The sequence below is a fragment of the Rhodococcus sp. NCIMB 12038 genome (assembly GCF_002165735.1).
Lineage (GTDB): Bacteria > Actinomycetota > Actinomycetes > Mycobacteriales > Mycobacteriaceae > Rhodococcus_F.
Map to the genome: position 1 here is coordinate 417,196 of NZ_NHML01000005.1, position 25,427 is coordinate 442,622.

Below are 25,427 nucleotides of genomic sequence, written 5' to 3' on the forward strand. Positions count from 1 at the left end.
TCAATTATGCGGCTTCGCCGCCCACTGCAGGCCTGTCTCGTCGTCGTACAACGTGGTCGACGGGTACCAGTCGGGATGCGGGGCGGCCCGTCCGGTGACGCGTCGGTACTGCGCCGACCACCGGTCGGCAACACCGAAGGTGAAGGCGTAGGGGACGGCGGCGAGGAAGCACTCACGGACCGCGGCGGACCCGATCGTCGTCGACCGGCCCGACAGCACGCGTTCGAACCCGGCGGCACCCGCCCACACGTGTCGTCCCGTCGGCGTGTGTCGAAGACCCGTTCCCGCCGCGAATACGCCGAGGGCGCCGATGACGAACGCGACGAACGGAGCACCGAGGATCGTGGGACCGAGTACGCCGAGGAATCCGAGCGCGGCGAGAACGGTGCACAGGCAGGCCGTCGCCCGCCCGATCCACGTCCTGACCGAGGGCACGAGCAGATCATCCCGCGCCGCCCACGACCGGCATGCGTCGGACATCGCACGCATGCCCTCCCTGACCGCGTACCCGGATGTCGGCGAGCCGTCGGCAACGAATACCCCACCCGGCGAACGGATTCCGAGGTGCTCGGCGAACACCCGTGAAATGGGGTCGATCCGCCTCCACCGTTGCGGGGTACCGATCCCCTCGATCTGCCACAGGCCGTCGTCGACCAAGGTCAGCCGGACCACCGACTGCTCGGCCAGGTGCAGCAGTGTCGCCGTCGGCGCGCCGTCGCCGATCCACTTCCGCACGACGAATTCGGTCTGCGCAGGCCCGAGGCCGGACACGGGTCCGTACCGCACCGGCGGCTCTGGGAGCTTCTCGCGGGCACTTCGCGACCACAGCCGACCCGCGCCCCATGCGACGACCGACAGCCCCACGACGACGGCGGCGAGCCCGAACGAGTCGCCGACGATCGCCGCGAGCCCACGCGCATTCGACGTCGGCCCCCACACCAGGGGAAACAGCAGTCCTGTGCACGCCGAGACGCCGAGGAGTACGGCAACGGCAACGGCAACGCGCATCCTCGCCGCATCCGACGCGCGACCCCGCGCCACGCTGCGGATCTCCTCACCGGAATCGGGCTGGTACTCATCGCCGTTGTCGTACATTCGCCTACCTCGTCGCCGGGAATATTCGCTGATACCGCAATCCTCGGCACCCGCACCCCCGGCAACCAGACGACACAGGGACCACCAGCCCCACCTCGAGGTGCACGATCCCTCACCCCATCGGGGACGACGCTCCCCCGCACGGTGTGTTGTCGTGGCACCCGGAGGATCCGAGCAGGCCGTGGTTCTGTTGGGCGACGATGTGGCGATAGTCTTGGAAGACGTCTCTTCGAGAGGTGGAGGATGTTTCCCAGGTCCCCCGAGGGGAACACGGGCGGGTAGTCGGCTGATGACCGACGACGACCCGCTTCGAACACATCGTGATGTGGTCAGCACGGTGTTGGATCAGCTGCGCGCGGTCGGATTCGATGACGCCCAGGAAATCGGGCGCGGAGGCTTCGGCTTGGTGTATCGCTGCATGCAGTCCGCTCTGGACCGCACGGTAGCGGTAAAGGTCCTCACCGGCAGCCTCGACGAGGAGAGCCGTGCCCGGTTCCTCCGGGAGCAGCGGGCGATGGGCCGGCTGACCGGGCACCCGAACGTCGTGAGTGTCCTCGAGGTCGGCGTCACCGACAGCGGCCTCCCCTTCCTGGTGATGCCGTACTACCCGCAGGATTCCCTCGACGCCAGAATCCGAAAGCACGGGCCGCTCGCGGTGGAGGAGTCTCTCCGGCTGGGAGTGAAGATGGCCGGCGCGCTCGCCACGGCGCACCGGTCCGGCATCGTGCACCGCGACGTCAAGCCCGGCAACATTCTCCTCACCGACTACGGCGAGCCGATTCTGACCGATTTCGGGATCGCACACATCGCGGGCGGTTTCCAGACCGCGACGGGCACTGTCACCGGGTCGCCGGCGTTCACCGCACCGGAGGTCCTCGGCGGTGACGTGCCGAGTCCGGCCTCGGACGTATACGGGCTCGGGGCGACGCTGTTCGTTGCGCTGACCGGGCACGCGGCGTTCGAGCGCCGCAGCGGTGAGCAGGTGGTGGCGCAGTTCCTGCGGATCACCACGCAGCCGGTGCCGGACCTGCGGGAGTCCGGGATCGACGCCGACGTGTCCGCGGTAGTGGACCTGGCGATGTCCCGGGATCCGGCGGAGCGGCCCACCGCCGCGGCACTGGGCGAAGACCTGCGGGAGATTCAATCCCGCCGGGGTTCCCCTGTCGACGAGATGGCACTACGCCCCGAACGGGGCGCAGTGGAACCGGTGCCGCTGACCGCCGGGGGCACCGGCGTCGGCCGGTCCCTGCCCACCGGGCACCCGTCACCGGCAGGGCCCGGGAATCTGCCCGTCGAGTTGACCAGCTTCGTCGGCCGCCGAACAGAACTCACCGAAGCCAAGCGGCTGCTCTCGGCGTCGCGGCTGGTGACGTTGACCGGAATCGGTGGTGTGGGCAAGACCCGGCTGGCGCTGCGGGTCGCGGCCAACACCCGGCGAGCGTTCGCCGACGGGGTGTGCCTGGTCGAACTCGGCGAGCTACGCGACGGGTCGCTCCTTGTCGAGGTGGTGGCGACCGGCCTGGGGTTGCGGCACCGCTCGCCGAGAGCGCTACAGACCGTGATGGAGTTCCTGGCCGCACAGGAATTGCTGCTGATACTCGACAACTGCGAGCAGGTGGTGGACGCGGCAGCGGAGCTGGCGGAGACGCTGCTGCACGCCTGCCCCGGCCTGCGGATACTCGCCACCAGTCGCGAAGCCCTGGGCATCGGCGGGGAAGCGGTCATGCGGGTACCCCCACTGACGGTTCCGAATCCCGGCCGGGAGCCTCCGCCGGCCGGCCTGCCCCACTACGACGCGGTGACATTGTTCGCGCAGCGGGCCACCGCCGCGGTGACCGGCTTCGAGGTCACCGCGGACAACGCTGCCACCGTCACCCGCATCTGCGCCCGGCTGGACGGGTTGCCATTGGCGATCGAATTGGCTGCGGCCCGCCTGCGCGCGATGTCGCCCGAGCAGATCCTGCAGCGGCTGACGGACCGGTACGCACTGCTGACCCGCGGCAGCCGGGGCGCGCCGACCCGGCAACAGACGCTGCGGTGGAGCATCGACTGGAGCTACGAGCTGTGCACCGCGGAAGAACAGCAGCTCTGGGCTCGGCTGTCGGTGTTTGCGGGCAACTTCGAACTCGATGCCGCTGAAGAGGTGTCCATGGACGACGTGGACCCGGACCGTCGGCTCGATATCGTCGCGTCCCTGGTGGACAAGTCGATCCTCCTGCGCGAGGAATCAGGGAACGCGGTGCGATTCCGGATGCTCGACACGTTGCGTGACTACGGTCGGGACAAGCTCGAACAGGCCGGCGATTACCCGGGCCTGCGTCTACGGCACCGGAACTGGTACCGGAAGCTGGCTCTCGACGCGGAGGCCGGATGGATCAGTCCCCAGCAAGTCAGCTGGCTTGTCCGCCTCGATCGGGAACTACCCAACCTGCGCGAAGCGATGGAGTTCAGTCTGTCCGAACCGGGTACTGCCTCGGCCGAGGCGGGGCTGCAGATTGCCACCGCGCTGTTCCCGTTCTGGCTCTCCCGCGGACTGCTCAGCGAAGGTCGCCGCTGGCTCGACCGTGCCCTGGCGCAACGGGAGGAGCAATCCCCCGCTCTGCAGGTCAAGGCGCTGTACGCGGCCAGTGTCCTGGCCAGCAGACACGAAGACCTGCCCCGAGCCGCCGCGCTGACTGACGACGGGCGCGCGCTCGCCGAAGGTCGGGGAAGCGCGCTCGATCGCGCCCTCATACAGCACTCCGACGCGGCTCACGCCATGCACAGCGGGGATCCGGAGCATGCCGTCACAGCCCACACGCAGGCCCTCGAGGTGTTGCGCGGTGGGGATGACCTCTTCGCGCAGATCGCCACCCTGCACGGGCTCGGACTGGCCCACGAAATACTCGGACACCCCGCGCAGGCCATCGCCTGCCTCGACGAGGCGATCCGAATCGCCGAAGTGCACGGCGAATCGGTCATGCGAGGCCGCTCGACCTACACCTTGGGGCTGGTGATGTGGCGTGAGGGTGACCGCGAACGCGCGGTAGCGCTTCTGCGGGACGGACTCGAGCTGGCACGTCGCGTCGACGATCCCATCGGTGCCACCTGGTGCCTGGAGATACTCGCCTGGATCGCGTCCAGTGAGAACCGCTTTCACCGCGCCGCCGTCCTGATGGCGGCCGCCGCGGTACTGCGACGGCGGGTGGGTACCTCCGTCGATCAGATTCCCAACTTGACTGCCTCCCATCAGGAATGCGAACGCATCACGCACCGCGCACTCGGCCCGCGGGCGTTCACGGCAGCCTCCCGCGAGGGCGAGGCGCTGGGTTTCACCGCCGCCGTCTCCTACGCACTGGACGAACACTCACCGGCTGCGCGGCCGCCCGTCGACACCACAACGGCACTGACCAAACGCGAACAACAGGTCGCCGACCTGGTCGCGCAAGGCCTGACCAACAAGGCGATCGCCGCCCGCCTCGTGATCTCCCAACGCACCGCGCAGGGCCACGTCGAACACGTCCTCGTCAAACTCGGCTTCAACTCCCGAGCGCAGATCGCCGCCTGGGTTGTCGAGCAGGCACAGGACAAAACGAACTGAGCACCCTCGCCGCGATTCCCATGTCGCCTGGTGCACCGATGCTCATGGAATAGTTCACGTTCGGTGGCGCAACACGGGTCGGGGCGAGGTGTGTGCACGACCCGTGTTGCGCCGGTTGTGTTCTGTGACAGCTATTTCAGGCGTGGTGGGTGAATCCGGCCTGGCCGGGTCGGCGGTTGGGCGAGAACCCGGTCTTGGCGAGGGTCTCGTCGACGTTGTCGTATCGTTCGTCGAGCTTGTAGATTTCGCGGGCCTCCTTGCCGGTAGCGACCTCGCGGCCCAGTTCGCCGGCAATACGGACCAGCTGTTCGATCTGCTGGACCGAGGTGATCTTCTCGCCCTTGCGACCCCACAGAGTGTCTTCGTTACCACACCGGGTGTGCATGCCCATCGCGATGGCCATCGCGTTGATCGGCAACACCGAACGCATGAAGGATTCGAAGGTCACGACCGCACCCTCGGGAGCCCGGCGGATGAATTCCATTGCATTGCAGGGGTTCGGTCCATCGCCGCCACCACCGATCCCCACCCAGGTCAGGTTCAGCGGACCGGTGTACGCGCCGCTCCTGAGCAGACGCTCGAGCTTCTCGAGGTGCTGAATTCCGGGAACCTGGAAGTGTGGCTGGATTCCGGCGGCCTGCAACCGCCTCAGGTGCTCCTCGACCCAGCTGGGTCCGGCGGGAACCACCATCTCGCGGTTCTCCTCCCATACCTCGGGACGCTCGAAGGACGTGCCCGCGATGGTGTCCGGAGTCATCAGGTCGGTGATGTTCATCTGCTTCGTCGACACGGCGACGGCGACTTGGTCGGGCTTCGGATCGAGCTCGGCGATCATGTGCCGGGCATCCTCGGCCGACCACTGCGCACCCTCGTCTTCCGGCTCGAACGAGACCGACCCGCCGACCTGCAGGATCATGTCCGGCACGGCCTCGCGCAAACGGCCGAGGAGTTCGTTGAACGTCGAGAGCCGTGTCGATCTCTTGCCGTCGAGTTCGCGGACGTGGATATGGAGGACCGACGCGCCGGCCTCGTAGCAGTCGACGGCGGCCTGAACGTGCTCCTCCATCGTCAACGGCAGGTCTTCGCGGAAGTCGTCCAGTTCCCACTTGGGACCGTACGGCGCCGCGGTGATGACCAGTTTGTCCTGGNTTTCGGGGAAGAGNGCNTCGTCGNGGAAATGCATNGTGNNCTCCNTTTCNAAANNNGNNCTNANGNNTNNNGGAANTNTCAGAAGGGGCGGTCGCCGACGATNCCGGCGCGTTCCATCTTGCGGACGGCGGGCCAGTAGTCCTGGACGGCGTAGTGCTGTGTGGACCGGTTGTCCCAGATCGCAACACTGTTCGGGGTCCACCGCCACCGCACCTGGTATTCGGGGATCGAGGCCTGGCTGATCAGGTAGTTGAGCAGGTTGCTGCTGCCGGGCGCGTAGTCGATGCCGTACCGGATGTTGTCCGGGGTGTGGTAATTGACGAAGTGGGTCGCGAAAGAATTGACGAACAGGATCTTTTCGCCGGTGTCCGGGTGCGTGCGCACCACGGGGTGCTCGGCGTCGGGGAAACGATCGTGCAGGGCGTGCCGCTGCTCCAGTGTCTGGGCCGCGCCGAACGAGGCCTCGATGCTGTGCCGGGCGCGCAGTCCGTCGATCTGCTCCTTCACCCCGTCGGGGAGTTTCTCGTAGGCCAGCGCCATGTTCACCCAGATGGTGTCGCCACCGACCGGCGGCGTCTCGACGGCCCGGAGAACGCATCCCATGGGCGGGTTCTCCCGCCAGGTGGCGTCGCAGTGGAAGGCGTTCTCGTAGTGCTCGGCCGGGCTGTCGAGGTCCTTGTAGATCCGCACCAGCCCGGGATGCTCGGGGTCGCTGCCCGCGACGGGGTGATCCTCGAGCGGCCCGAAACGCTCGGCGAGCGCCACGTGCTCGGCCCGGCTCATGTCCTGGTCGCGGAAGAACAGAACCTTGTACTCGAGCAGCAGTTCCCGGAGTTCGGCGAACAGGGCGTCGTCGCGAGAGACGTCGCCGAGGTTCACGCCGAACAACTCGGCGCCGAGCGAGCAGGTCATCGGCGTCAGCCGGAACGAACCGGAGGGGGAGAGGATCGCGTTCTGCTCGGGCGAGTACGTCAGTTGCGCGGTGTCGTTCATGTTGGTGTCTCCGTCGTGGTGAGGGGTGGCGCGGCTCAGAGCCGGAACACCGAGGAGCCGATGCTGGTGCCGGATTCGAGGTCGCGGTGCGCCTGGACGGCGTCCTCGAGTCCGTAGCTCTGGTTGATCTCGATGCGGATCCGGCCTGCCTCGACGTGGCCGAACAGTTCACCGGCGAGTTCGGCGCGTTCCGCCGGGTCGGCGATGTAGTCGGCGAGCGCGGGCCGGGTGACGAACAGCGAGCCCTTGACGGCCAACTGCATCGCGTTGATCGGCGGAATCGGCCCGGACGCCGTGCCGAAGCACACGAGCAGTCCCCGCCGGGAGAGGCAGTCGAGGGAAGTCTCGAACGTGGACTGGCCGATGCTGTCGTAGACGACGGGAACGCCGGCGCCGCCGGTGATCTCGCGGACCCGTTCGGCGACGTTCTCACGGGTGTAGACGATGACGTGCTCGCAGCCGTGGGCGCGGGCGATCGCGGCCTTCTCGTCGGTGGAGACCGTGCCGATCACGTTGACGCCCAGCAGCTTCGCCCACTGGGTGAAGATGAGTCCGACGCCACCGGCGGCGGCGTGGAGCAGCACGGTGTCGCCGGCCTTCAGCGGGGCGATGCGGCGCAGCAGGTAGGCCGACGTGAGCCCGCGCATCGTCATCGCGGCGGCCGTGTCGAAGCCGATCGCGGACGGCAGCGCAATGAGCGGGGCGGCGGGCATCACGCGTTCGGTGCTGTAGGCGCCGAGCGGGCTGCCCGTGTAGGTGACGCGGTCGCCGACCTGCACGTGGGTCACTCCGGTGCCGACGGCCTCGATCACACCGGCGCCCTCGACGCCCATGCCGGCGGGCAACTCGGCCGGGTAGAGGCCGGTGCGGAAGTAGGTGTCGGCGAAGTTCAGGCCGACCGCCTCGTGGCGGATCCGCACTCCGTGCGGGCCGGGTTCTCCGACCTCGACGGACTCCCACTGCATGACCTCGGGTGCGCCGTGCTCGTAGAACCGAACAGCCTGTGCCACAGTAATTCTCCTCTTGTGCGTGATGATCGGCGCGGTACCGCTGCAGAACTGCTCGCGGTCGGGCGGTCGGGGTGATCCGGAGCCGCTGCGTCGTCTCTTTGTGATGCACCTAACAGTAGGGCCGCATGCGGTCGTATGCTTATCCTGACGGGACAGGAGGCCTATCATTTCGGGACACGGCCAGGAGTCGGGACAGGGCAGGGAGGGGTCGTGAAACCTCTCGCGCGCTACGCGTCGCTGAACGGGTACGTGGAACTGTGCCGGTCGCTCGGACTCGAGCCGGCACCGCTGCTGCGCGCCGCCGGCCTCGACCCGTCCGGGCTCGGCCTGCAGGACCGCTGGATCCCTGCCGCGGCGATCGCGCGGCTGCTCGAGCAGTCGGCCGACGGATCCGGATACGCGGATTTCGGGGTTCGCCTCGCCGAACGCAGGCAGTTCTCCAACCTCGGACCGCTCAGCCTCGTCGTCCGCGAGGAACCCGACGTCCGCAGCGCCCTGCGCGTCCTCACCCGCTACGAGCACACCTACAACGAAGCGTTGCGGACCCGGATGTCGGAGCGTGGCGGGCTGGTGACCCTGCGAATCGAACTCGACGTGGGAGAGGCCACCGACGTCCGGCAGTCGGTGGAACTGGCGGTCGGGGTGCTGCACCGGCTGTTGCGGGGCTTCCTCGGCGGCGGCTGGAAACCGCTCGCCGTCTGCTTCCCGCACCCGGCCCCGGCCGACGCCGCGACGCACCGCCGGCTGTTCGGGCCCGCGATGAACTTCGACCACGAGTTCGCGGGCATCGTCCTCGAGGCCGGCGACCTGAACGCGCCGAACAAGATGTCCGATCCGCTGCTCCGCCCCTACACCCAGCAACTACTGGAGTCGTGGGAGCCGTCGGACGACGTGACGATCGTGAGCCGGGTCCGCGAGTTGATCGAACTTCTGCTGCCCACCGGCCGCTGCTCCGTCGAGCAGGTGGCCCGCAGCCTGGGCGTCGACCGCAGAACCGTGCACCGGCGTCTCGCCGAGAGCGGGGAGTCGTTCTCCACCGTCCTCGACGCCACCCGCACCGAACTCGCCGAACGGATGGTCGCGAACCCGCGGCTGAACCTCACCGAGATCGCGGACATGCTGGCGTTCTCGGCGCCGAGCAACTTCTCTCGGTGGTTCCGCGGCCGGTTCGGCGTCAGCCCCAGCCAGTGGCGGGCCGAGCGGGCGGACGTCAAACCTTAGGTGTTATGCGTGCGCGCCGCCGTCGATGCGGATCTCGGTTCCGGTGATGAAGGCGCCATCCTCGGATACGAGCATGGCGATGATGCCCGCGACCGCGGACGGATCACCCATCCCGGCCACGCCCGAGTCGCTGTCGGTGGGCAGCACGGGAGATAGTTTGGCGAACAGCGTCCAATCGGCGTCCGATGGAACATACCCGGGTGTCGCATCGGTGATTCCGGACTTGATGCCGCCGGGGGCGACGCACACAGCGCGCAGGCCTTCGCGCCCGTACTCCAGTGCGAGGGAGTGGGTGAAGGACTGGATGCCGCCCTTACTGGCGGCGTAGGCCGCCACGTACGGAACTGCGAACGAGGCGGACGTCGAGCTGAAGTTCACGATCGTGCTGCGCGGGTTGTCCAGCAGTGCGTGGAGTGCTTCGCGGACAACCAAGAACGTTCCGGTGAGGTTGACCCCGATGATCTGGTTCCACAGATCCACGCTGGTGTGGTGGGTGTGCGAGGCGCGGAGAATGCCGGCCGCGTTGACCAGTGCATCCAATCCGCCGAGGGTGTCGACCGCGGACCGGACGCCGTCGACCACCGACGGCTCGTCGCCGATGTTCATTTCCAGTGTGGTCAGCCGTTTGTCGGATCCCGACTCCCGGGCCAGGGCTTGGGTCTTCTCGAGCCCTTCCGGGCAGAGATCGGCGGCCACTACCGAGGCGCCTTCGTCCAGCAGGCGCAACGCGGTGGCCTGTCCAAGTCCCGATGCAGCGCCGGTCACCAGGACTCTGCTGTCTTCCAGTCGATTCATTTCGTCGCTTCCTGTTGAAGTCACCGGATGGGTGGGGAGCCGTCGGCTCGGTGTGGGCCAAACCGAACCACAACCGAACCCGGGCAGGCTGGTCCGTTTCCCGCCCAGAGGGAGACGGCTGGGAGTCGGTGTCGGCGGGCATGGTGTGCCGGTCAGCGGGAGGGGAGCTCATTGTGGGCCGTCCGTGCCCTTAGCGTCGCTGGTGAGGATTGATCTCCAGCGAAAGGCATCCATTTTGAACGCCGCGAAAACACCGACCGCAGTCAATCTGCCCACGAACGTAGATGTTGTCGTCGTGGGTGCAGGCTTCGCCGGACTGTATGCGTTGCACAAGCTTCGGAGCGAAGGCCTGACGGTGCAGGTGTTCGAGGCCGGCGACGGTGTGGGCGGGGTGTGGTACTGGAACCGTTATCCGGGTGCGCGCTGCGATGTCGAGAGTGTCGACTATTCCTATTCCTTCGACGAGGACCTGCAGCTCGAGTGGGACTGGAGCGAGAAGTACGCCACCCAGCCGGAGATCCTGCGCTACGTGAATCATGTCGCGGACCGGTTCGATTTGCGACGCGATATCAAATTCGGCACCCGGGTCACCGATGTCGTCCTCGACGAAGCCACGATGCGTTGGGAAATCCGGACCGACGCAGGCGATGTGCTGTCCTCTCGGTTCTGCGTACTCGCGGTCGGTCCGCTGTCGAATGCGAACGTCCCGGCGATCGAGGGTTTGGACAGCTTTGCGGGCGGGCTCTACCACACCGCGCACTGGCCTCACGAGGGCGTCGACTTCACGGACATGTGCGTCGGCGTGATCGGAACGGGGTCCTCTGGAATCCAAACGATTCCCCGCATCGCCGAGCAGGCGGCGCAGCTGCACGTGTTCCAGCGCACCCCCAACTACAGTGTGCCGGCCGGTAACGTTCCACTCGGCGACGAGGATCGTGCGGAACAGAAGGCGAATTACGCGGAGCGTCGGCGGCTGTCGATGGCCGGGGGCGGTGGCTCGCCTCATCAATCGCACCCGAAGTCGGCGCTCGAGGTGTCCGAGGAAGAACTGCGGGCCGCGTACGAGAAGCGTTGGCAGCTCGGTGGCGTGCTGTTCAGCAAGACGTTCCCGGATCAGTTGCTCACCATCGAGGCCAACGACACTGCACGCCTGTTCTGGGAGGACAAGGTCCGGGTGGTGATCGACGACCCCGAAGTGGCGGACCTCCTGATCCCGAAGGATCATCCGATCGGAACGAAGCGGATCTGCACCGACGACAACTACTTCCAAACCTTCAACCGCGAAAACGTGAAGCTGGTGGATCTTCGGGCGGCGCCGATCGAGCGGATCGACGCGGCGGGCGTGCACACTGCTGACCAACACTACGCGCTCGACGCCCTCGTGCTCGCCACCGGATTCGACGCGATGACCGGGTCTGTGGAGAAGATGAACATCGTCGGTCGCGGAGGCCGAACGTTGAACCAGGAGTGGGCCGAAGGTCCCAAGACCTACCTGGGGCTGGGCATCGCGGGCTTTCCGAATCTGTTCAACCTGACCGGACCCGGCAGCCCGTCGGTACTTGCGAATATGGTGCTGCATTCGGAGCTACACGTGAACTGGGTGGCCGACGCCATCGGATACCTCGACGAACACGGCGCCGTGGCGCTCGAGGCGCGTCGAGATGCGGTTGCCGACTGGGTCGAGGAGTGCGCTCAGCGCGCGGCGGCCACCCTGATGCTGCACGCGAATTCGTGGCACGTGGGCGCGAACATACCCGGAAAGCCGCGGGTCTTCATGCCCTTCGTCGGTGGCTTCGGGGTATACGGCCAGATCATCGCCGAGGTCGCGGCGGCGGGTTACAAGGGGTTCGACGTCATCGAAGGGTGAGGCGGCGGTCGGATGTGAGCCGTCAACCCAAGGCGAGAACATCCGATGGATCGCTGACGGCGTGTCCATCGAATGTTCTCGCCGTGCCTCAGGCCGTGACGGGGGAGTGGGTGGGGAGAGCGCCAGGGTGGTACTTGCTGTACACCTCGAGCCAGCGCTCGATCATGGCGCCCATGCGGACCGGGTTGTAGATGTCCTCCTCGAAGGACCATTGCCGGTTTCCGCCGTAGGTGAGCCGTGAGTAGCACGGCTCCTCATGGATGGAACCGTCACCGGGATCGGTCATTCGGCAGCGCCATTCCAGCACGACCAGGGCGCGTTCCTCGTCGATCATGTACCACGGGCACGGGTAGTACTGCACCTGCCCGCCGGGGAAGCCGTCACGAACCTTCCTGTAGTACTGGAAGATCGCCTCCCGGCCGCGGAGTTCCTCTTCTCCGTCGTAGCCGAACCCGAGATCGCGGAAGACGGCGTCGTCGGTGTACCAGTTGGCCCAGGCTTCGATATCGCCGGAAACCCATGTCGTCGTGGAATCCTCGACGAAATCGAGCACGGCCTGCTCGATTTCGTCCTTGCTCCACCTTAGCGTGTCGGTCTCTGATGGCGGCTGCGGTTGTGACTGCGCAGCGGCGGTCTCGACGGGGCGGGAAGTTGTCATTGTGCAAGCTCCGTTTCGCGGGTGCGGAGACGCGGCTGGGTATCATCGGCACCCAGCGCGTGTGGGAACCATTCAGTCCGATCAACTGAGTGGGAATACCGACACTAGAATTGGCGTCACACCAGGTCAACGGTATGTTCCCTGTCATTGGGAGGAAGCGGTCTTCGCACCGAGCCGACTCCCGGACCGACCACGAACAGCGATATCCTGAGGGCACATCATCGAGAGGTGTCCGGATGGTGGAGGAAGATCCGCTCGAGACGCAGCGTGGCGTGTCCCACACCGTCATGGCGGAGTTGGGTGCGGCTGGTTTCGAGGACGCCCACGAAATCGGACGGGGCGGGTTCGGCGTTGTCTATCGCTGTGCGCAGAGTGCACTGGATCGCACCGTCGCGGTCAAAGTCCTCACCGCGGACCTGGACGAGGAGAACCAGGCACGCTTCTTCCGCGAGCAGCGGGTGATGGGCCGTCTGACCGGGCACCCGAACATCGTGGGCGTCCTGCATGTCGGTACCACCGACAGCGGTCACCCCTACATCGTGATGCAGTACCACGCCCAGGATTCGTTGGACGCGCGAATCCGACGCATCGGACCGGTTGGTTTGGGCGAAGCCCTTCGACTCGGCGTCAAGATGGCCGGGGCGCTGGAGACCGCGCACCGGCTCGGCATTCTCCATCGAGACGTGAAGCCGGCGAACATCCTGCTCACCGACTACGGCGAACCGGCGCTCGCCGACTTCGGCATCGCCCACGTCGCGGGTGGATTCAAGACGGCCACCGGCACTGTCACCGGGTCGCCCGCGTTCACCGCCCCCGAGGTACTGAGAGGCGAGCCTGCGAGCCCCGCCTCGGACGTCTACAGTCTCGCCGCGACGTTGTTCTGCGCCGTCACCGCTCACGCCGCGTTCGAACGCCACGACGGCGAGCAGGTGATGGCGCAATTCCTGCGGATCACCACCAGGCCGATCCCGGACCTCCGTGATTACGGCATCCCCGAGGACGTGTGCGCAGCGGTCGAACGGGCCATGTCCGTCGATCCGCACGAACGCCCCGCCACCGCCGCGGAGTTCGGAAACGAACTGCGACAGGCTCAGCACCGCAACGGATTCCCCGTCGAAGAGATGGCCCTGCACCCCGAAACGGAAGCCACACGGCACAAAAAGGGTCCGGTGAGCGCGCCCTCGCCCATCTCCGGTCCGGCATCCGGCAGGCCTCTACCCCGGGCAGGCCACGGAACGCCGGGCTCGAAGGGGACTCTGCCGTTGGAGTTGACCAGTTTCGTCGGTCGCCGCAGCGAACTGACCGCGACGAAGCGCCTGCTTACCGAGTCCCGTCTCGTGACGTTGACCGGGGTCGGGGGTGTCGGGAAGACCCGTCTGGGACTGCGGGTGGCCGCGGACGTGCGTCGCGGGTTCGCCGACGGCGTGTGGCTGGTCGAGTTGGGGAACCTGCGGGACGGCGCGTTGCTGGAGGATGTGGTGGCCGCGGTCTTGGGGGTACGGGATCAGTCGGCACGAACGGTGCAGGATTTACTGGTCGACTTCCTCGCCACCCGGCGGTTGCTGCTCGTCCTCGACAACTGCGAACAGGTGGTGGACGCGGCCGCCCTCCTCGCCGAGACGCTGCTACGTGCGTGCCCCGACCTGCGGATCCTCGCCACGAGCCGCGAACCTCTCGGTATCGGAGGGGAAGCGGTGCTGCGGGTTACCCCACTGGCAGTGCCCGACCCGGACCGCCGGCCGTCACTCGCCGGGCTGCCCCGGTACGACGCGGTGACGTTGTTCGCGCAACGCGCCGCCGCCTCGGTGCCGGGATTCGAGCTGAACGAGGGCAACCAGGCTGCGGTCACCGGGATCTGTCATCGGCTGGACGGTCTCCCACTGCCGATCGAGTTGGCGGCGGCGCGGTTGCGAGCGATGTCCGCCGAGCAGATTCTGCAACGACTGACCGACCGGTACACGCTGCTGACCCTCGGTAACCGTGCTGCGCCGTCCCGGCAACAGACCTTGCGGTTGTGCGTCGACTGGAGCCACGATCTCTGTACACCCCTCGAACAACAAGTGTGGGCAAGGTTGTCGGTGTTCGCGGGAAGTTTCGAACTGGATGCAGCAGAAGGCATCTGCGGCGAGGACCTGGGTCCGGGCAAGCTGCTCGATGCGGTGGCCTCACTGGTCGACAAGTCGATCCTGATCCGGGAGGAGCAGGGCACGGTGGTGCGGCTCCGCGTGCTCGAGACCCTGCGCGACTACGGCCGCGAGAGGAGCAGGCAGACCGGCGAGCACCGGTCACTGCGGAGACGGCACAGGGACTGGTATCAGCAATTGGTGTTGGATGCGGAGGCCCAGTGGATCAGTTCACGGCAATTGGAGTGGATCGCACGCCTCGCGAGGGAGCAACCGAATCTGCGTGAGGCGATGGAGTACTGCCTGTCCGAGTCGGACGACGCCGAGACCGAGGCCGGTCTGCGGATCGCCGCAGCCTTGTTCCCGTTCTGGCTCTCCCGCGGCGTGCTCAGTGAGGGACGCCGCTGGCTCGACGGCTTTCTGGCCCGTCGGCCCGGGCAACCGACCGCGGTACGAGTCGAAGCCCTGTTCGCCGACAGCGTCCTCGCCGAGGTGCAAGGTGACCTCCCGGCCGGCACCGCCCTGGTCGAGCAGGCGCGCGCTCTGGCCGAGCAGATCGACGACCCGCTGACCGGCGCGCTGATCGCCCACGCCGCCGGTGCCCTGTCCCTCTTCAGCGGCGACCTACGACATGCGTGCTCACATCTCGAGGGTGCCCTCGAGGAGTTCCGGATCCGTGGCGACCTCCTTCGGCAGGTCGGGGTCCTGGAAACGCTGGGGTTGGCTTACGGGTTGCATGAGGAAACGCCTCGCGCCATCACTTGCTATGAAGAGGTGCTCGCGCTAACGGAAGCCCATGGAGAGTCGGTGTACCGGTCGTACTCGCTGTGGTCCCTGGGAGTTGCAGTGTTTCGGCAGGGTGATCTCGGTCGGGCGACCGCGCTGCTCGAACAGAGTCTTCGGCTGACCCGACTGGTGGACAACCCTGTCAATGCCGCCACGTGCCTCGAGGTGCTGGCATGGATCGCTGGGAACGAGCACAACGCACACCGCGCCGCAGTCCTGATGGGATCTGCCGCCGACCTGGGGCGTGCAGTGGGCAGTGCCGCGGTCGGGTTTCCCAACCTGCTCGTCCACCACGAGAATTGCGAGAGGGTGGCACGCGGTGCGCTCGGTGAGCGAGCATTCGAGGCCGCCTACATGAAGGGCACGGCCCTGGGGTTCGACAACGCGATTGCGTTCGCACTCGGTGAAGCACCCCCGAACGCGGCGGGGCCCGATGCCGGTCCCGCGACAATCCTGACCAAGCGCGAACGGCAGGTCTCGGACCTCGTCGCCGAGGGCCTGACCAACAGGGCTATCGCCGCCAAACTCGTGATCTCGCAGCGCACCGCTCAAGGTCACGTGGAGAATATTCTCACCAAGCTCGGGTTCACGTCGCGGGCACAGATCGCCGCGTGGGTCGTGGAGCAGACACACGGACGGCACACCTGAACCGGTCGTAGGAACGCGGCGGCCGTGCCGGAAGTGTCAGACGCCCTCTTGTGTGGGATGCCAGGCCGCCACCGCCCAGATCACGACCGCGTCGAGCGCGATGAGGGTGATCGCCCACATCGGGTAGTACGGCAGCCACAGGAAGTTGACGACGATCGACAGCCCGCAGATCACGAACGCCGCGCCCCGGGCCCACGTCGCCCCGGCGAGCAGCGCGACACCCGCCGCGGCGACCAGCGCCCCGAGCACGATGTGGGTCCACCCCCACGAGGTGACGTCGAATTCGTACGTGTAACCGGCCTCGACGACGAACACCTCGTCCTTGGACACGGCAGACAGACCCTGCAGAATCTCGAGCACACCGACGGTGACGAGGAGAACCGCTGCGCCCAGTTGCGGTGAGGTGCGGGCCGGACCCGCTGCGGGCGTCATGAGCGGGTGCTCGCGTAGTTCTGAAGGAACCGGGCTTCGACCAGCGACATCGCCGCGATTTCCGAGGGGTCGACACTTTCGTTGGGGGCATGGATCAGCGCCCGGGGTTCCTCGACGCCCATCAAGATGATCTCGGCCTCGGGGTACGTGTCGGCGAGAACGTTGCACAACGGAATGGAGCCGCCCTGACCCAGCATCACCATGGGCCGGCCGTAGGCCTCCTCCATGGCCGCACCGAGGGCCCGGTAGGCAGGTCCGTCGGTGCGGGTCCGGTACGGCGCCCCCGAGGCCTCGACCGCGACGTCGACGGCCACCCCCCACGGCGCTGCGGAGTGCAGATGGTCGATCAGTGCTCGCTGTGCCTGCGCAAGTTCGAGTCCGGGTGGTATCCGCAGATTCAGGCGGGCGCGTGCCCGCGGTGCGATCGCGGCCGCCGATCCGACCACCGGTGGGCAGTCGATGCCGAGGACGGTCAGCGCCGGACGCGCCCACAGCATGTCGGAGACGGTGCCGTCGCCGAGAAACGTTTCGGTGTCGAGCATGCCGGCGTCGGTGCGGAACTGTTCCGGTGGGTAGAGTTCTCCGGTCCAGGTCTGGGTGTTGTCCAGACCTTTGACGGTGGTGTTGCCCTTGGCGTCTCGCAGCGTTGCCAGCATCGCGATCAACGCGGCCAGGGCATCCGGGGCGGCGCCGCCGAACATGCCGGAGTGCAGATCGGACGTCAGTGCTTCGACGGTGACGACGACGGTGACCATCCCGCGCAGGCTGATGGTCGCGGCCGGCACGCCTACATCGGCGTTACCGGTGTCGCACACGAGAATCGCGTCGGCGCGCAGGAGATCGGCGTGTTCGCGGACGAAGTTCTCCAGACCGCCGGTGCCCTGTTCCTCCGATCCCTCGACGACGAGTTTGAGGTGCACGGGGAGTTCGGCGCCGAGGGCTCGCAGCGCCGTCAGGTGGACGAGGATGTTGCCTTTGCAGTCGGCGGTGCCGCGTCCGTACCAGCGTCCGTTCCGCTCGGTGAGCTGGAATGGTGGTGTTTCCCAGGCGGTGTCGTCGAGCGGGGGTTGGACGTCGTAGTGGGCGTAGAGCAGCACGGTGGGGGCGTGCGGATTCGGGGAGGGTCGTGACCCGACCACGGCGAGGCTTTCGTCCGACGTCTCTGCCAGACTGGCGTCGGTGAAGCCGTGCTGCGCGAATTTCGCCCGCACCCATTCCGCCGCACGGTGGCATTCCTCGGGAGGGTACCGGCGGGGGTCGGCCACCGACTGCATGGCGACGAGTTGGGTCAGTTCTTCTCGCGCCTGCGGCATCAGGTCGCTGATGCGTTCTCTCAGGTTCATCGCTCACTCACCTGCCACGTCGCTGGTCGCGAGGTCGCCGACGAACTGCTGGAATTCGGCGAGGTTCTCGGGGCAGTAGATCTGGATGATCAACAGTTCTCCCTGGACCACCCGCTCGTCCACGATGACTGGCCGGGTGCCCGGTCCGCCGGACCCGTTGGCCATCTGAGACAGCAGCGTGGCCCTGGCGAGGGGTGCGTTCGGGTTGGCGCAGATCGCGCCGCCGTCGTCCCCGAGCACCCCGACGATCTGGTCGTGCGAGGGTGTGCGGGCGCCGGCCTGGTCGAGGGCCGCGATGAGCTGATCTGCCTTGTCGTCGGCTTCCCGGTTCGACGAGACGTAGGGGAAGAGGAGCAGGGCGATGATCGTGAGGACCACGATGATGAAGGTGACGAGACCGTAGATGATCATGCGGTCGCGCCGGCTCGAGGATTCCTTCGCGGTGGTCATGACTCGCTCTCCTCGGGTTGCTTCCACGAGGGCTTCCGGGCCCGGTAGAACAGGTAGGGCACGAGGAGGCCGAGGCCGAGTGCGCCCGCGCCGACGATGAGGACGTATACGCCGGCGTTGCCGGAGCTGAATTGCGACGGCGGGATGAAGCCGATGAGGAGCGCGGCGAGTGAGGCGGCGAACCCGACCCCGCATAATCCGGCCAGCATCGGTGCCCGGTATCCGCGCGGGTGGTCGGGGGCCTTGCGGCGCAGCTGAACCGCGGCGACGAACATCAGCAGGTACATGATCAGGTACACCTGCGTGGTGATCACCGAGAAGATCCAGTACGCGCTCGATACGTCGGGGATGAACGCGTAGAGCAGGGCGATCACGGTGGTGACCAGGCCCTGGGTGACCAGAATGTTCTGCTGCACGCCGTGCTTGTTGACCCGCTGCAGGAACGGCGGCAGATAGCCTTCCTGCCGGGAGATGAGCACCAAGCCCTTCGACGGGCCGGCGAGCCAGGTCAACATGCCACCGAGCGACGCCGTCACCAGCATGATTCCGATCACCGGTGTGAGCCATTGCCAGCCGAATTCCGCGAAAACCGCGTCGAATGCCTGCATCACCCCGGCGGTGAGGGACAGCTGTTCGGCCGGGACCACCCAGCTGATCGCCAACGCGGGCAGGATGAAGATCGCCAGGACCAGGCCCATGGCCAGGAACATCGCCTTCGGGAATTCCTTGGCGGGATTCCGCAGGGACGACACGTGCACCGCATTCATCTCCATGCCGGAGTAGGAGAGGAAGTTGTTGACGATCAACACGAGGCTGGCCAGACCTGCCCACGCAGGCAGCAGGTGGTCGGCGGTCATCGGCGCGGCGGAGGCATTACCCTGGCCGAGAAAGACCGTTCCCAGAATCACCAGCAGTACACCGGGAACCAGGGTGCCGATGATCAGGCCGGCGCTGGAAAGACCTGCCACACCCTTCGTTCCCCGCGAGGAGATGTAGACCCCGGACCAGTAGGTCACCATGATGACTATCGCGGTCCACACCCCGTTGTTCGCGAGGGCCGGGTTGATGACGTAGGCGAGCGTGCTTGCGACGTATCCGAGCAGACTCGGATAGTAGAAGATCGTCATGGCGAACTGGCACCATACCGCCAGGAATCCCATCGGCTTGGAGATTCCGAGGGAGACCCAGTTGTAGACGCCGCCTTCCCATCCCGATGCCAGCTCGGCCGACACCAGCGATGTCGGTAGCAGGAACACCAGCGCGGGGATGAGATACAGGAACACGCACGCCAGGCCGTACACGGCCATCGTCGGCGACGGGCGAAGGCTCGCCACCGAACTGGTGGTCATCAACGCCAGGGCCAGCCAGGAAATCCAGTTCCCCGCCGGGCCGCGGGTGCGGGCCTCGGCCTGGGCAGGCGGCTGGTCGGCGGGTATGTCCGGTGCGCTCATGACATCCACCTGTCGCTGCTGCGTGTCATCCCACTGCCCTCCTAGTCGACGACCCGCAGGTCGTGGCTGGTGTTGTTCAGGCGGCGTCCGCCGTCTTCGGTGACGGTGACGATGTCTTCGATGCGGATTCCGAACCTGCCTGCGAGGTAGATGCCCGGTTCTATCGAGAAGCACATGCCGGGGACGAGAAGCTGTTCCTCGCCCTCGACGATGTACGGCGGTTCGTGGGTGGTGACCCCGATTCCGTGTCCGGTGCGATGAATGAACTGCTCGCCGTAGCCGGCGTCGCTGATCACCGACCGCGCCACCCGGTCGATCTGCTGACAGCTGATCCCGGGTCGGACGGCTTCGACTGCCGCTTGCTGTGCCTGCCGGACGATGTCGTGCACCTGCCGCACTTCGGGTGTCGGCTCGCCCACCGCGACCGTGCGGGACGTGTCCGAGCCGTAGCCGAACATCAGGCCACCGAAGTCCAGGACGACGGTGTCACCGCGTTCGATCGTCCGGTCACCGGCCTCGTGGTGCGGATTGGCGCCGTTGGGCCCGGACCCGACGACGGTGAAATCGACCTGCTCGTGCCCGAATCGGCGCAACAATCCGGCAAGTTCTGCTGCGACCTCGTTTTCTCGCCGGTCGGCGAAACGTGTCTGCACGATCTGCTCGTAGACCGCATCGGCGGCGGCGCCGGCCGCGGTCAGCCGAGCCAGTTCGGCGGCGTCCTTGACGGCACGCAACATAGGCATCCCGTCGGTCAGCGCCACATACGACGAGCGCGGCAGCTGTCGTTGCAGGCCCAGCAGGTGCATCGCCCAGGCGGAGTCGGAGACGCCGTATCTACCCGTGGGGTCGAGCAGTGCGCCGGCCACCTGGTACGGATCCGTGCCGTCGGACCACTCGACGAGCGACACCGCGGCCGTACCGTCGGCGCCTTCGGCATCGGGTCGTTCGAGCGCAGGCACTACCATGGTCGGCTGCCGGTCCGGTCGCAGCACCAGCATCGTGAGTCGTTCGGTGATCGCGGTCGGCCGGTACGCCGTCAGCCACACCAGATCCGGTCCCGGGGTGACGAGGATGCCGTCCAGGCCCGCGGCGACGGCGTCGTGAACGACCCGCATCATCCGGGCGGCGTAGTCGTCGCCGGTGAACGGCGTGGGCGTCGGATGCACGATCGATGTCATCGAGCCCTCCGGTGAATGAGGAGATCTTCGACAGCCACCCGAAATTCAAGGCAAAGAAACCGAATTCGCATTACGAACTCGCCACGTCCACGACCACATGACGACGGTTGCTCAGGGCACTCCGCTCGATCGGCACCGCATCGCCACGGTCCACCTCCTACGGGGCGCGTAAAGACCCGCCAAATCGAATTGTGCGCCTGCCCGGACCGAGACCGCAGCAAAATTCTGATGAAATGCGATTTCCGATTCGGTAACGAGGGCGATATCGGCGCGGTTCTGTTGGAAAATGGACTGATAGGACCGATCTCGGCCCATCGCAGATGTGGCGGTTGCACCATGAAAGACATGGACGACATGGCCCGTGAACCCGTCGGCGGACGTGACGCCGGCCAGGGTGGCCCCGCGGGCCCCCAGGCCATGACGGTGCGCGGCGCCGCGTTCCTCGGTGTCGGCTCGATGGTCGGAGCCGGCATCTTCGCCCTCCTCGGGGAAGCCGGGGCCGTGGCCGGCTCCGCGGTGTGGCTCTCGTTCCTGCTGGCCGGAGTGGTGGCCACCTTGCAGGGTTACGCCATCGCGAAGTTGGGGGCGCGCTACCCGTCCTCGGGCGGCATCGTGACATTCCTGCTGCAGGGGTACGGCCGCGGGCACATCACCGCGATCACCTCATGGCTGCTCTACTTCGCGGCGCTCATCGTCACCGCCATGGTCGCCGTCTCGTTCGGGAGTTACGGCGCCGCATTGTTCTTCGAAGATTCCGGCGTGTGGAGCCGAATACTCACGTCCGCCGTGGTCGTTCTCGTGGCGGCGATCAACATCGCAGGCACCAAGTTCATCGACCGCGTCCAGACCGCGATCGTGGTGATCCTCCTCGCGGTGTTCGCCGTCTTCGTCGTCGTCACTCTCGCTCAACTCGACCCGAGCCTGCTGGCACCGTCCACCTACCCGCCGACGGTGGATATCGTCGGCAGCGTGGCGCTGACCTTCTTCGCCTACCTGGGCTTCACCGTCATCAGTTTCACCGGCGGCGACCTTCCCGACCCGAGCCGCAACCTGCCTCGCGCGATGTATCTGGCCTTGGGTGTCACGATCCTCCTGTACGTGCTGATCTCCCTCGGAGTCTTCGGAACCCTGACCGTGCAGGAGGTCATCGACAACGGCGATACGGCCCTCGCCGTGGCGGCCCAACCTGCTCTCGGTGACGCCGGTTTCGCGATCATGGCCCTCGCGGCGCTGCTGGCCACCTCCTCCTCGGTCAACGCCAACGTCTACGCAGCGGCCGGCTCCACCGCCAAACTCGCCGAATCCGGAACCTTTCCACCGGTGTTCGGTAGTCGAGCATGGGTCGGAGGCACACGCGGGTTGACCATCTCGGTCGCGCTGATCCTGCTGCTGGCGAATTTGGTGGATCTCACCGCCATCGCCTCCCTCGGCAGCGCCGTGGCGCTCGCAATCTTTCTCGTGACTTCGATCGCGGCGTACCGGCTCCGTCACGAAACGGATTCCCGCGCAGGCATCCTCGTCGCCGGAATCGTGTTGACCGTCGTCGTTCTCGTCGTCTTCGCCGTGCAGACGCTGCTGACCGCCCCGGAGACGTTCGTGGCGATGATCGGGATCGTGGTGCTCGCGGTAGCGCTTGAGATGTTCTGGAGCGCAGTGCGCGCTCGCCGGGCGTCCCGCACGCAGTGAGGAGTGTGGGACGCAGACTCAGCGGCCGGGTGGGACGGGCAGAAACGGCCGGATCTCGTCGTCGCCGGGGCGGATGACCGCGGCATGGGACTCGGGCACCTCCTGCCAGAGGCCCTCGAGGTCGCGCAGCGGTTCGGAGGCCACGAACCGGGTTTCGTCGCCCAACCGGTGCAGCACCTCGACCTCCGGGTGCAGGGCGCGAACCTTGTCCATCGCGGTGGAGAAGAACAGCGACCGCGACTGCTGTTCGGTCGAGTACCGGAACACCCAGAGGGAGACGCCGTCGGTGGTCGCGATCGTCGCCTGCACCGGGTTCTCGACCCCGTGCCGGGCGCCGACGTCCTCCACGAACCCGACGGCGCGGGCGACGGCGCTGAACGGGTCGTCGGTGAGACCGAACGTCAGTGCCAGGAAGAACAGCGTCTCGGAATCGGTCGATCCGTCGATCTGCGGGTAGAGGCTCGGGTCGACGGCCAAGGTCAGATCGCGCTTCATCTCGGCGAATCCGCGCAGTGCACCGTTGTGCATCCACAGCCAGTTGCCGTGCCGGAAGGGGTGACAGTTGCTGCGCTGCACCGGGGTTCCCGTCGCGGCCCGCACATGCGCGAACAGCAGCGGCGTCCGGATCTGGCGGGAGATCTCCTGCAGGTTGCGTTCGTTCCACGCGGGTTCGACGCACTTGAACAGGGCCGGGGTGGGGCCGTCCCCGTACCAGCCGATGCCGAACCCGTCACCGTTCGTGGTGGTCGCACCCATGCGGGAGTGCAAGCTCTGGTCGATCAGGGAATGGACCGGCCTGAACAGGAGGTCCTCGACGAGGACCGGATCGCCGGAGTATGCCATCCACCTGCACATCTTCTCATTCAAGCAGGTCGAGTCGGCTGATGTAGTGGCTTCCGTCATCGACCGGATTGTCGGGTGGGAGGTAACCCTCGCCGACGCGTCGGAAGCCGGCCTTCTCCAGCGCCCGCCACGACGCTCGGTTGGGGACGACCACGGGGACGACGATCGCGGTGGCGTCCGGCAGATCGGCGCGGCACTTGGCCACGAACGCCCGGATCATCGCGGTTCCCAGACCCTGGCCGATCCGCCCGGGGTCGCCGACGAAGTAGTCGATGGAGATGCTGCCCGCGGGGATCTCGACGAGGGCGGTGAGGAGTGCGAGGTCCTCGGGATAGTCGGCGATCCGGTACCGCTGGATGAAGCCGAACGGCACGCCGCCTCGCAGCACGAGGAAGTCCTCGCAGGGTTCGGTTCCGTCGATACTGCCGCCGAAATCGCGCTCGATGTCCGCGTCCGCGGTCTCGTGGTTCCAGAACCGCGCGACGTGCGGTTCGCGGAGCCATCGTTGCAGCTGAGGGAAGAATTCGCGGGTGGTGTGGACGAACTCGAAGGTGACTGCGTCGGCGCTCACGGTACGGAAACTAGCACCACCCGAGTCGATGCAACTTCGGTATCGATAGCGAGAATTTTTGACTTGGACATGAATCGACCGTCCCTCTAGCGTGATTCCTATGACTCAGGTCACGCTTGCGCATCGGGGCGTGATCCGGGTCCCCCAACTTCGTCACCCACCCGATTCAGAGAGAGGAGTCACCGGTGACCCTCCCCCTCGCCGTCTCGCCGGCAGTCGACAGCGCGGTCTCCAAGATCTTCCGCCGTGTCGTGCCGCTGTTCATCGTGATGTTGATCTGCAACCAGCTCAACCGATCGAATATCGGCTACGCGCAGACCCACCTCGAAGCGGATGTGGGCATCGGCGCCGCGGCGTACGGGTTCGGAGCGGGTGTCTTCTTCATCGCGTACGCGATCTTCGAACTGCCGTCGAACGTGCTCATGGAGAAGTTCGGCGCCAAGGTGTGGCTCACCCGGATCATGATCTCGTGGGGCCTCGTGTCCGCGGCCATGGCGTTCGTCAACGGCCCCGAGATGTTCTACGCCCTGCGGTTCCTGCTCGGTGTCGCCGAGGCCGGCTTCTTCCCGGCCATCATCTTCTACTTCACCCGCTGGCTGCCGAACAACCACCGCAGCCGGGCCACCGCCCTGTTCATCGCCGGTTCGTCGATCGCGGCCGCCATCTCCGGCCCGATGTCCGGACCGCTGCTGTCCCTCGACGGACTCGGTGGGCACCACGGCTGGCAGTGGATGTTCGCCCTCGAGGGCCTGCTGTCCGTGGTCGTCGGGTGCGTCGCATACCGCCTGCTCGACTCGAAGATCGACGACGCGAAGTGGCTCACCGGCGCGGAGAAGCACGACCTGCAGGCCGTCATCGCCGAGGAGGACGTGCTGCGCAGCGAGGCGTCCGCGAAGCGTGGCGAGTCGGGTTCGCGCTGGAAGCTGCTCCTGCAGCCGCGCATCCTGGTGTGCTGCGGCATCTTCTTCGCGATCACCATGGCGATCTACGCCAACACGTTCTGGCTGCCGTCGATCATCCGCCGCATCCCGGGCACCACCGACGTCACCGTCGGGCTGCTGTCCTCGCTCCCGTGGATCTGCGCGGTCTTCGCGATGTACTTCTCCAACCGCTCCGCCGACCGCACCGGACGGCACAAGCCCTACCTCGTCGCCGCGCTGCTCATCGGCGGTATCGGCACGATGGCCGCCGCGTTCGTCACCCCTTGGCTGGCACTGCCGCTGCTGTGCCTGGCGACGATGGGCTTCAAGAGCGCGAGCCCGCTGTTCTGGTCCATTCCGCAGCGCACGCTCCACCCGATGGTGCTGGCACCGGCGATCGCGATCATCAACTCGCTCGGCAACCTGGGTGGCTTCGTGGCCCCGTTCGGCTTCGGTGTCATCAAGGAGCAGACCGGCACGGTGACGATGGGCCTGATCGTGCTGTCGCTCTTCGCCCTGGCCGCCGCCGCGGCGGTGACGTACTTCCGGCGCGACAAGGACGACATCGACGAAGTCGCGGACGTCGCCGAGTTGGCGTCCGAGGACACCACCCTGGCCACCAGATGAC

19 protein-coding genes are annotated in these 25,427 nt (G+C 66.7%); 6 read left to right on the plus strand and 13 right to left on the minus strand.

The window, feature by feature from the left end; all coding sequences use genetic code 11:
* Entirely contained in the window at positions 1-1,095 is a 1,095-nt protein-coding gene (locus CA951_RS10295) for a DUF2207 domain-containing protein (protein ID WP_087556719.1), read from the minus strand.
* A 289-nt stretch (positions 1,096-1,384) separates the two neighbouring features.
* Between CA951_RS10295 and CA951_RS10300 the strand changes: the two genes are divergently transcribed.
* Positions 1,385-4,675: a protein kinase gene (locus tag CA951_RS10300; protein WP_087556720.1), complete on the plus strand. Its 3,291-nt coding sequence runs from the start codon at positions 1,385-1,387 to the stop codon at positions 4,673-4,675.
* Between the two features lie 136 nt (positions 4,676-4,811).
* On the opposite strand, the gene CA951_RS10305 is transcribed toward CA951_RS10300, so the two are convergent.
* The 3 genes from CA951_RS10305 to CA951_RS10315 all read right to left on the minus strand — a co-directional run bounded on the left by CA951_RS10305 (position 4,812) and on the right by CA951_RS10315 (position 7,827).
* Positions 4,812-5,858: a 3-keto-5-aminohexanoate cleavage protein gene (locus CA951_RS10305; RefSeq protein ID WP_087556721.1), complete on the minus strand. Its 1,047-nt coding sequence runs from the start codon at positions 5,856-5,858 to the stop codon at positions 4,812-4,814.
* Positions 5,859-5,902: 44 nt separating this feature from the next.
* Positions 5,903-6,817, minus strand: coding sequence for a TauD/TfdA family dioxygenase (locus CA951_RS10310; RefSeq protein WP_087556722.1), 915 nt, complete (start codon positions 6,815-6,817; stop codon positions 5,903-5,905).
* Positions 6,818-6,852: 35 nt separating this feature from the next.
* On the minus strand, positions 6,853-7,827 hold the full coding sequence (locus CA951_RS10315) for a quinone oxidoreductase (protein WP_087556723.1): 975 nt from the start codon (positions 7,825-7,827) through the stop codon (positions 6,853-6,855).
* A gap of 210 nt (positions 7,828-8,037) precedes the next feature.
* Between CA951_RS10315 and CA951_RS10320 the strand changes: the two genes are divergently transcribed.
* A complete protein-coding gene (locus CA951_RS10320) occupies positions 8,038-9,048 on the plus strand; it encodes an AraC family transcriptional regulator (RefSeq protein ID WP_087556724.1) in 1,011 nt (336 codons plus the stop codon).
* Positions 9,049-9,051: 3 nt separating this feature from the next.
* On the opposite strand, the gene CA951_RS10325 is transcribed toward CA951_RS10320, so the two are convergent.
* Positions 9,052-9,843 carry an SDR family NAD(P)-dependent oxidoreductase gene (locus tag CA951_RS10325; RefSeq protein WP_087556725.1) on the minus strand — a complete coding sequence of 264 codons (792 nt, stop codon included), beginning with the start codon at positions 9,841-9,843 and terminating at the stop codon, positions 9,052-9,054.
* Between the two features lie 295 nt (positions 9,844-10,138).
* Between CA951_RS10325 and CA951_RS10330 the strand changes: the two genes are divergently transcribed.
* Entirely contained in the window at positions 10,139-11,710 is a 1,572-nt protein-coding gene (locus CA951_RS10330; protein WP_306300845.1) for an NAD(P)/FAD-dependent oxidoreductase, read from the plus strand.
* An 88-nt stretch (positions 11,711-11,798) separates the two neighbouring features.
* On the opposite strand, the gene CA951_RS10335 is transcribed toward CA951_RS10330, so the two are convergent.
* Positions 11,799-12,368, minus strand: a complete 570-nt coding sequence (locus CA951_RS10335; protein WP_087556727.1) for a nuclear transport factor 2 family protein — start codon at positions 12,366-12,368, stop codon at positions 11,799-11,801.
* Positions 12,369-12,604: 236 nt separating this feature from the next.
* On the opposite strand from CA951_RS10335, the gene CA951_RS10340 reads away from it, so the two are divergent.
* Positions 12,605-15,925, plus strand: coding sequence for a protein kinase (locus CA951_RS10340; protein ID WP_087556728.1), 3,321 nt, complete (start codon positions 12,605-12,607; stop codon positions 15,923-15,925).
* 36 nt (positions 15,926-15,961) lie between these two features.
* Here CA951_RS10340 and CA951_RS10345 read toward each other — a convergent pair whose 3' ends face one another.
* From CA951_RS10345 to CA951_RS10365, 5 genes are read right to left on the minus strand one after another with little or no spacing between them, the layout of a single operon-like run.
* On the minus strand, positions 15,962-16,357 hold the full coding sequence (locus CA951_RS10345) for a hypothetical protein (protein WP_087556729.1): 396 nt from the start codon (positions 16,355-16,357) through the stop codon (positions 15,962-15,964).
* Positions 16,354-17,700: a dipeptidase gene (locus CA951_RS10350; protein WP_087556730.1), complete on the minus strand. Its 1,347-nt coding sequence runs from the start codon at positions 17,698-17,700 to the stop codon at positions 16,354-16,356. Before CA951_RS10350 ends, CA951_RS10345 begins: the two co-directional genes overlap by 4 nt.
* Positions 17,701-17,703: 3 nt before the next feature.
* Positions 17,704-18,150: a hypothetical protein gene (locus tag CA951_RS10355; protein WP_087556731.1), complete on the minus strand. Its 447-nt coding sequence runs from the start codon at positions 18,148-18,150 to the stop codon at positions 17,704-17,706.
* Positions 18,147-19,601, minus strand: a complete 1,455-nt coding sequence (locus tag CA951_RS10360) for an APC family permease (RefSeq protein WP_143543035.1) — start codon at positions 19,599-19,601, stop codon at positions 18,147-18,149. The genes CA951_RS10355 and CA951_RS10360 overlap by 4 nt, the downstream gene beginning before the upstream one ends.
* A 41-nt stretch (positions 19,602-19,642) precedes the next feature.
* A complete protein-coding gene (locus CA951_RS10365; RefSeq protein WP_087556732.1) occupies positions 19,643-20,779 on the minus strand; it encodes a Xaa-Pro peptidase family protein in 1,137 nt (378 codons plus the stop codon).
* 345 nt (positions 20,780-21,124) lie between these two features.
* Here CA951_RS10365 and CA951_RS10370 point away from each other — a divergent pair, with 345 nt between their 5' ends.
* On the plus strand, positions 21,125-22,465 hold the full coding sequence (locus CA951_RS10370) for an APC family permease (protein ID WP_256973458.1): 1,341 nt from the start codon (positions 21,125-21,127) through the stop codon (positions 22,463-22,465).
* Between the two features lie 18 nt (positions 22,466-22,483).
* On the opposite strand, the gene CA951_RS10375 is transcribed toward CA951_RS10370, so the two are convergent.
* Positions 22,484-23,308 carry a class II glutamine amidotransferase gene (locus CA951_RS10375; protein ID WP_087556734.1) on the minus strand — a complete coding sequence of 275 codons (825 nt, stop codon included), beginning with the start codon at positions 23,306-23,308 and terminating at the stop codon, positions 22,484-22,486.
* Between the two features lie 16 nt (positions 23,309-23,324).
* Entirely contained in the window at positions 23,325-23,879 is a 555-nt protein-coding gene (locus tag CA951_RS10380) for a GNAT family N-acetyltransferase (RefSeq protein WP_087556735.1), read from the minus strand.
* Between the two features lie 185 nt (positions 23,880-24,064).
* Between CA951_RS10380 and CA951_RS10385 the strand changes: the two genes are divergently transcribed.
* Positions 24,065-25,426 carry an MFS transporter gene (locus tag CA951_RS10385; RefSeq protein ID WP_087556736.1) on the plus strand — a complete coding sequence of 454 codons (1,362 nt, stop codon included), beginning with the start codon at positions 24,065-24,067 and terminating at the stop codon, positions 25,424-25,426.
* Position 25,427: the final 1 nt, after the last annotated feature.

Coding starts and splice junctions, on each gene's coding strand:
- CA951_RS10350 (WP_087556730.1), bottom strand. CDS start 17,700: ATGAACCTGAGAGAACGCATCAGCGACCTGATGCCGCAGGCGCGAGAA.
- CA951_RS10355 (WP_087556731.1), bottom strand. CDS start 18,150: ATGACCACCGCGAAGGAATCCTCGAGCCGGCGCGACCGCATGATCATC.
- CA951_RS10345 (WP_087556729.1), bottom strand. CDS start 16,357: ATGACGCCCGCAGCGGGTCCGGCCCGCACCTCACCGCAACTGGGCGCA.
- CA951_RS10295 (WP_087556719.1), bottom strand. CDS start 1,095: ATGTACGACAACGGCGATGAGTACCAGCCCGATTCCGGTGAGGAGATC.
- CA951_RS10370 (WP_256973458.1), top strand. CDS start 21,125: ATGGACGACATGGCCCGTGAACCCGTCGGCGGACGTGACGCCGGCCAG.
- CA951_RS10365 (WP_087556732.1), bottom strand. CDS start 20,779: ATGACATCGATCGTGCATCCGACGCCCACGCCGTTCACCGGCGACGAC.
- CA951_RS10335 (WP_087556727.1), bottom strand. CDS start 12,368: ATGACAACTTCCCGCCCCGTCGAGACCGCCGCTGCGCAGTCACAACCG.
- CA951_RS10360 (WP_143543035.1), bottom strand. CDS start 19,601: ATGAGCGCACCGGACATACCCGCCGACCAGCCGCCTGCCCAGGCCGAG.
- CA951_RS10340 (WP_087556728.1), top strand. CDS start 12,605: ATGGTGGAGGAAGATCCGCTCGAGACGCAGCGTGGCGTGTCCCACACC.
- CA951_RS10325 (WP_087556725.1), bottom strand. CDS start 9,843: ATGAATCGACTGGAAGACAGCAGAGTCCTGGTGACCGGCGCTGCATCG.
- CA951_RS10375 (WP_087556734.1), bottom strand. CDS start 23,308: ATGGCATACTCCGGCGATCCGGTCCTCGTCGAGGACCTCCTGTTCAGG.
- CA951_RS10300 (WP_087556720.1), top strand. CDS start 1,385: ATGACCGACGACGACCCGCTTCGAACACATCGTGATGTGGTCAGCACG.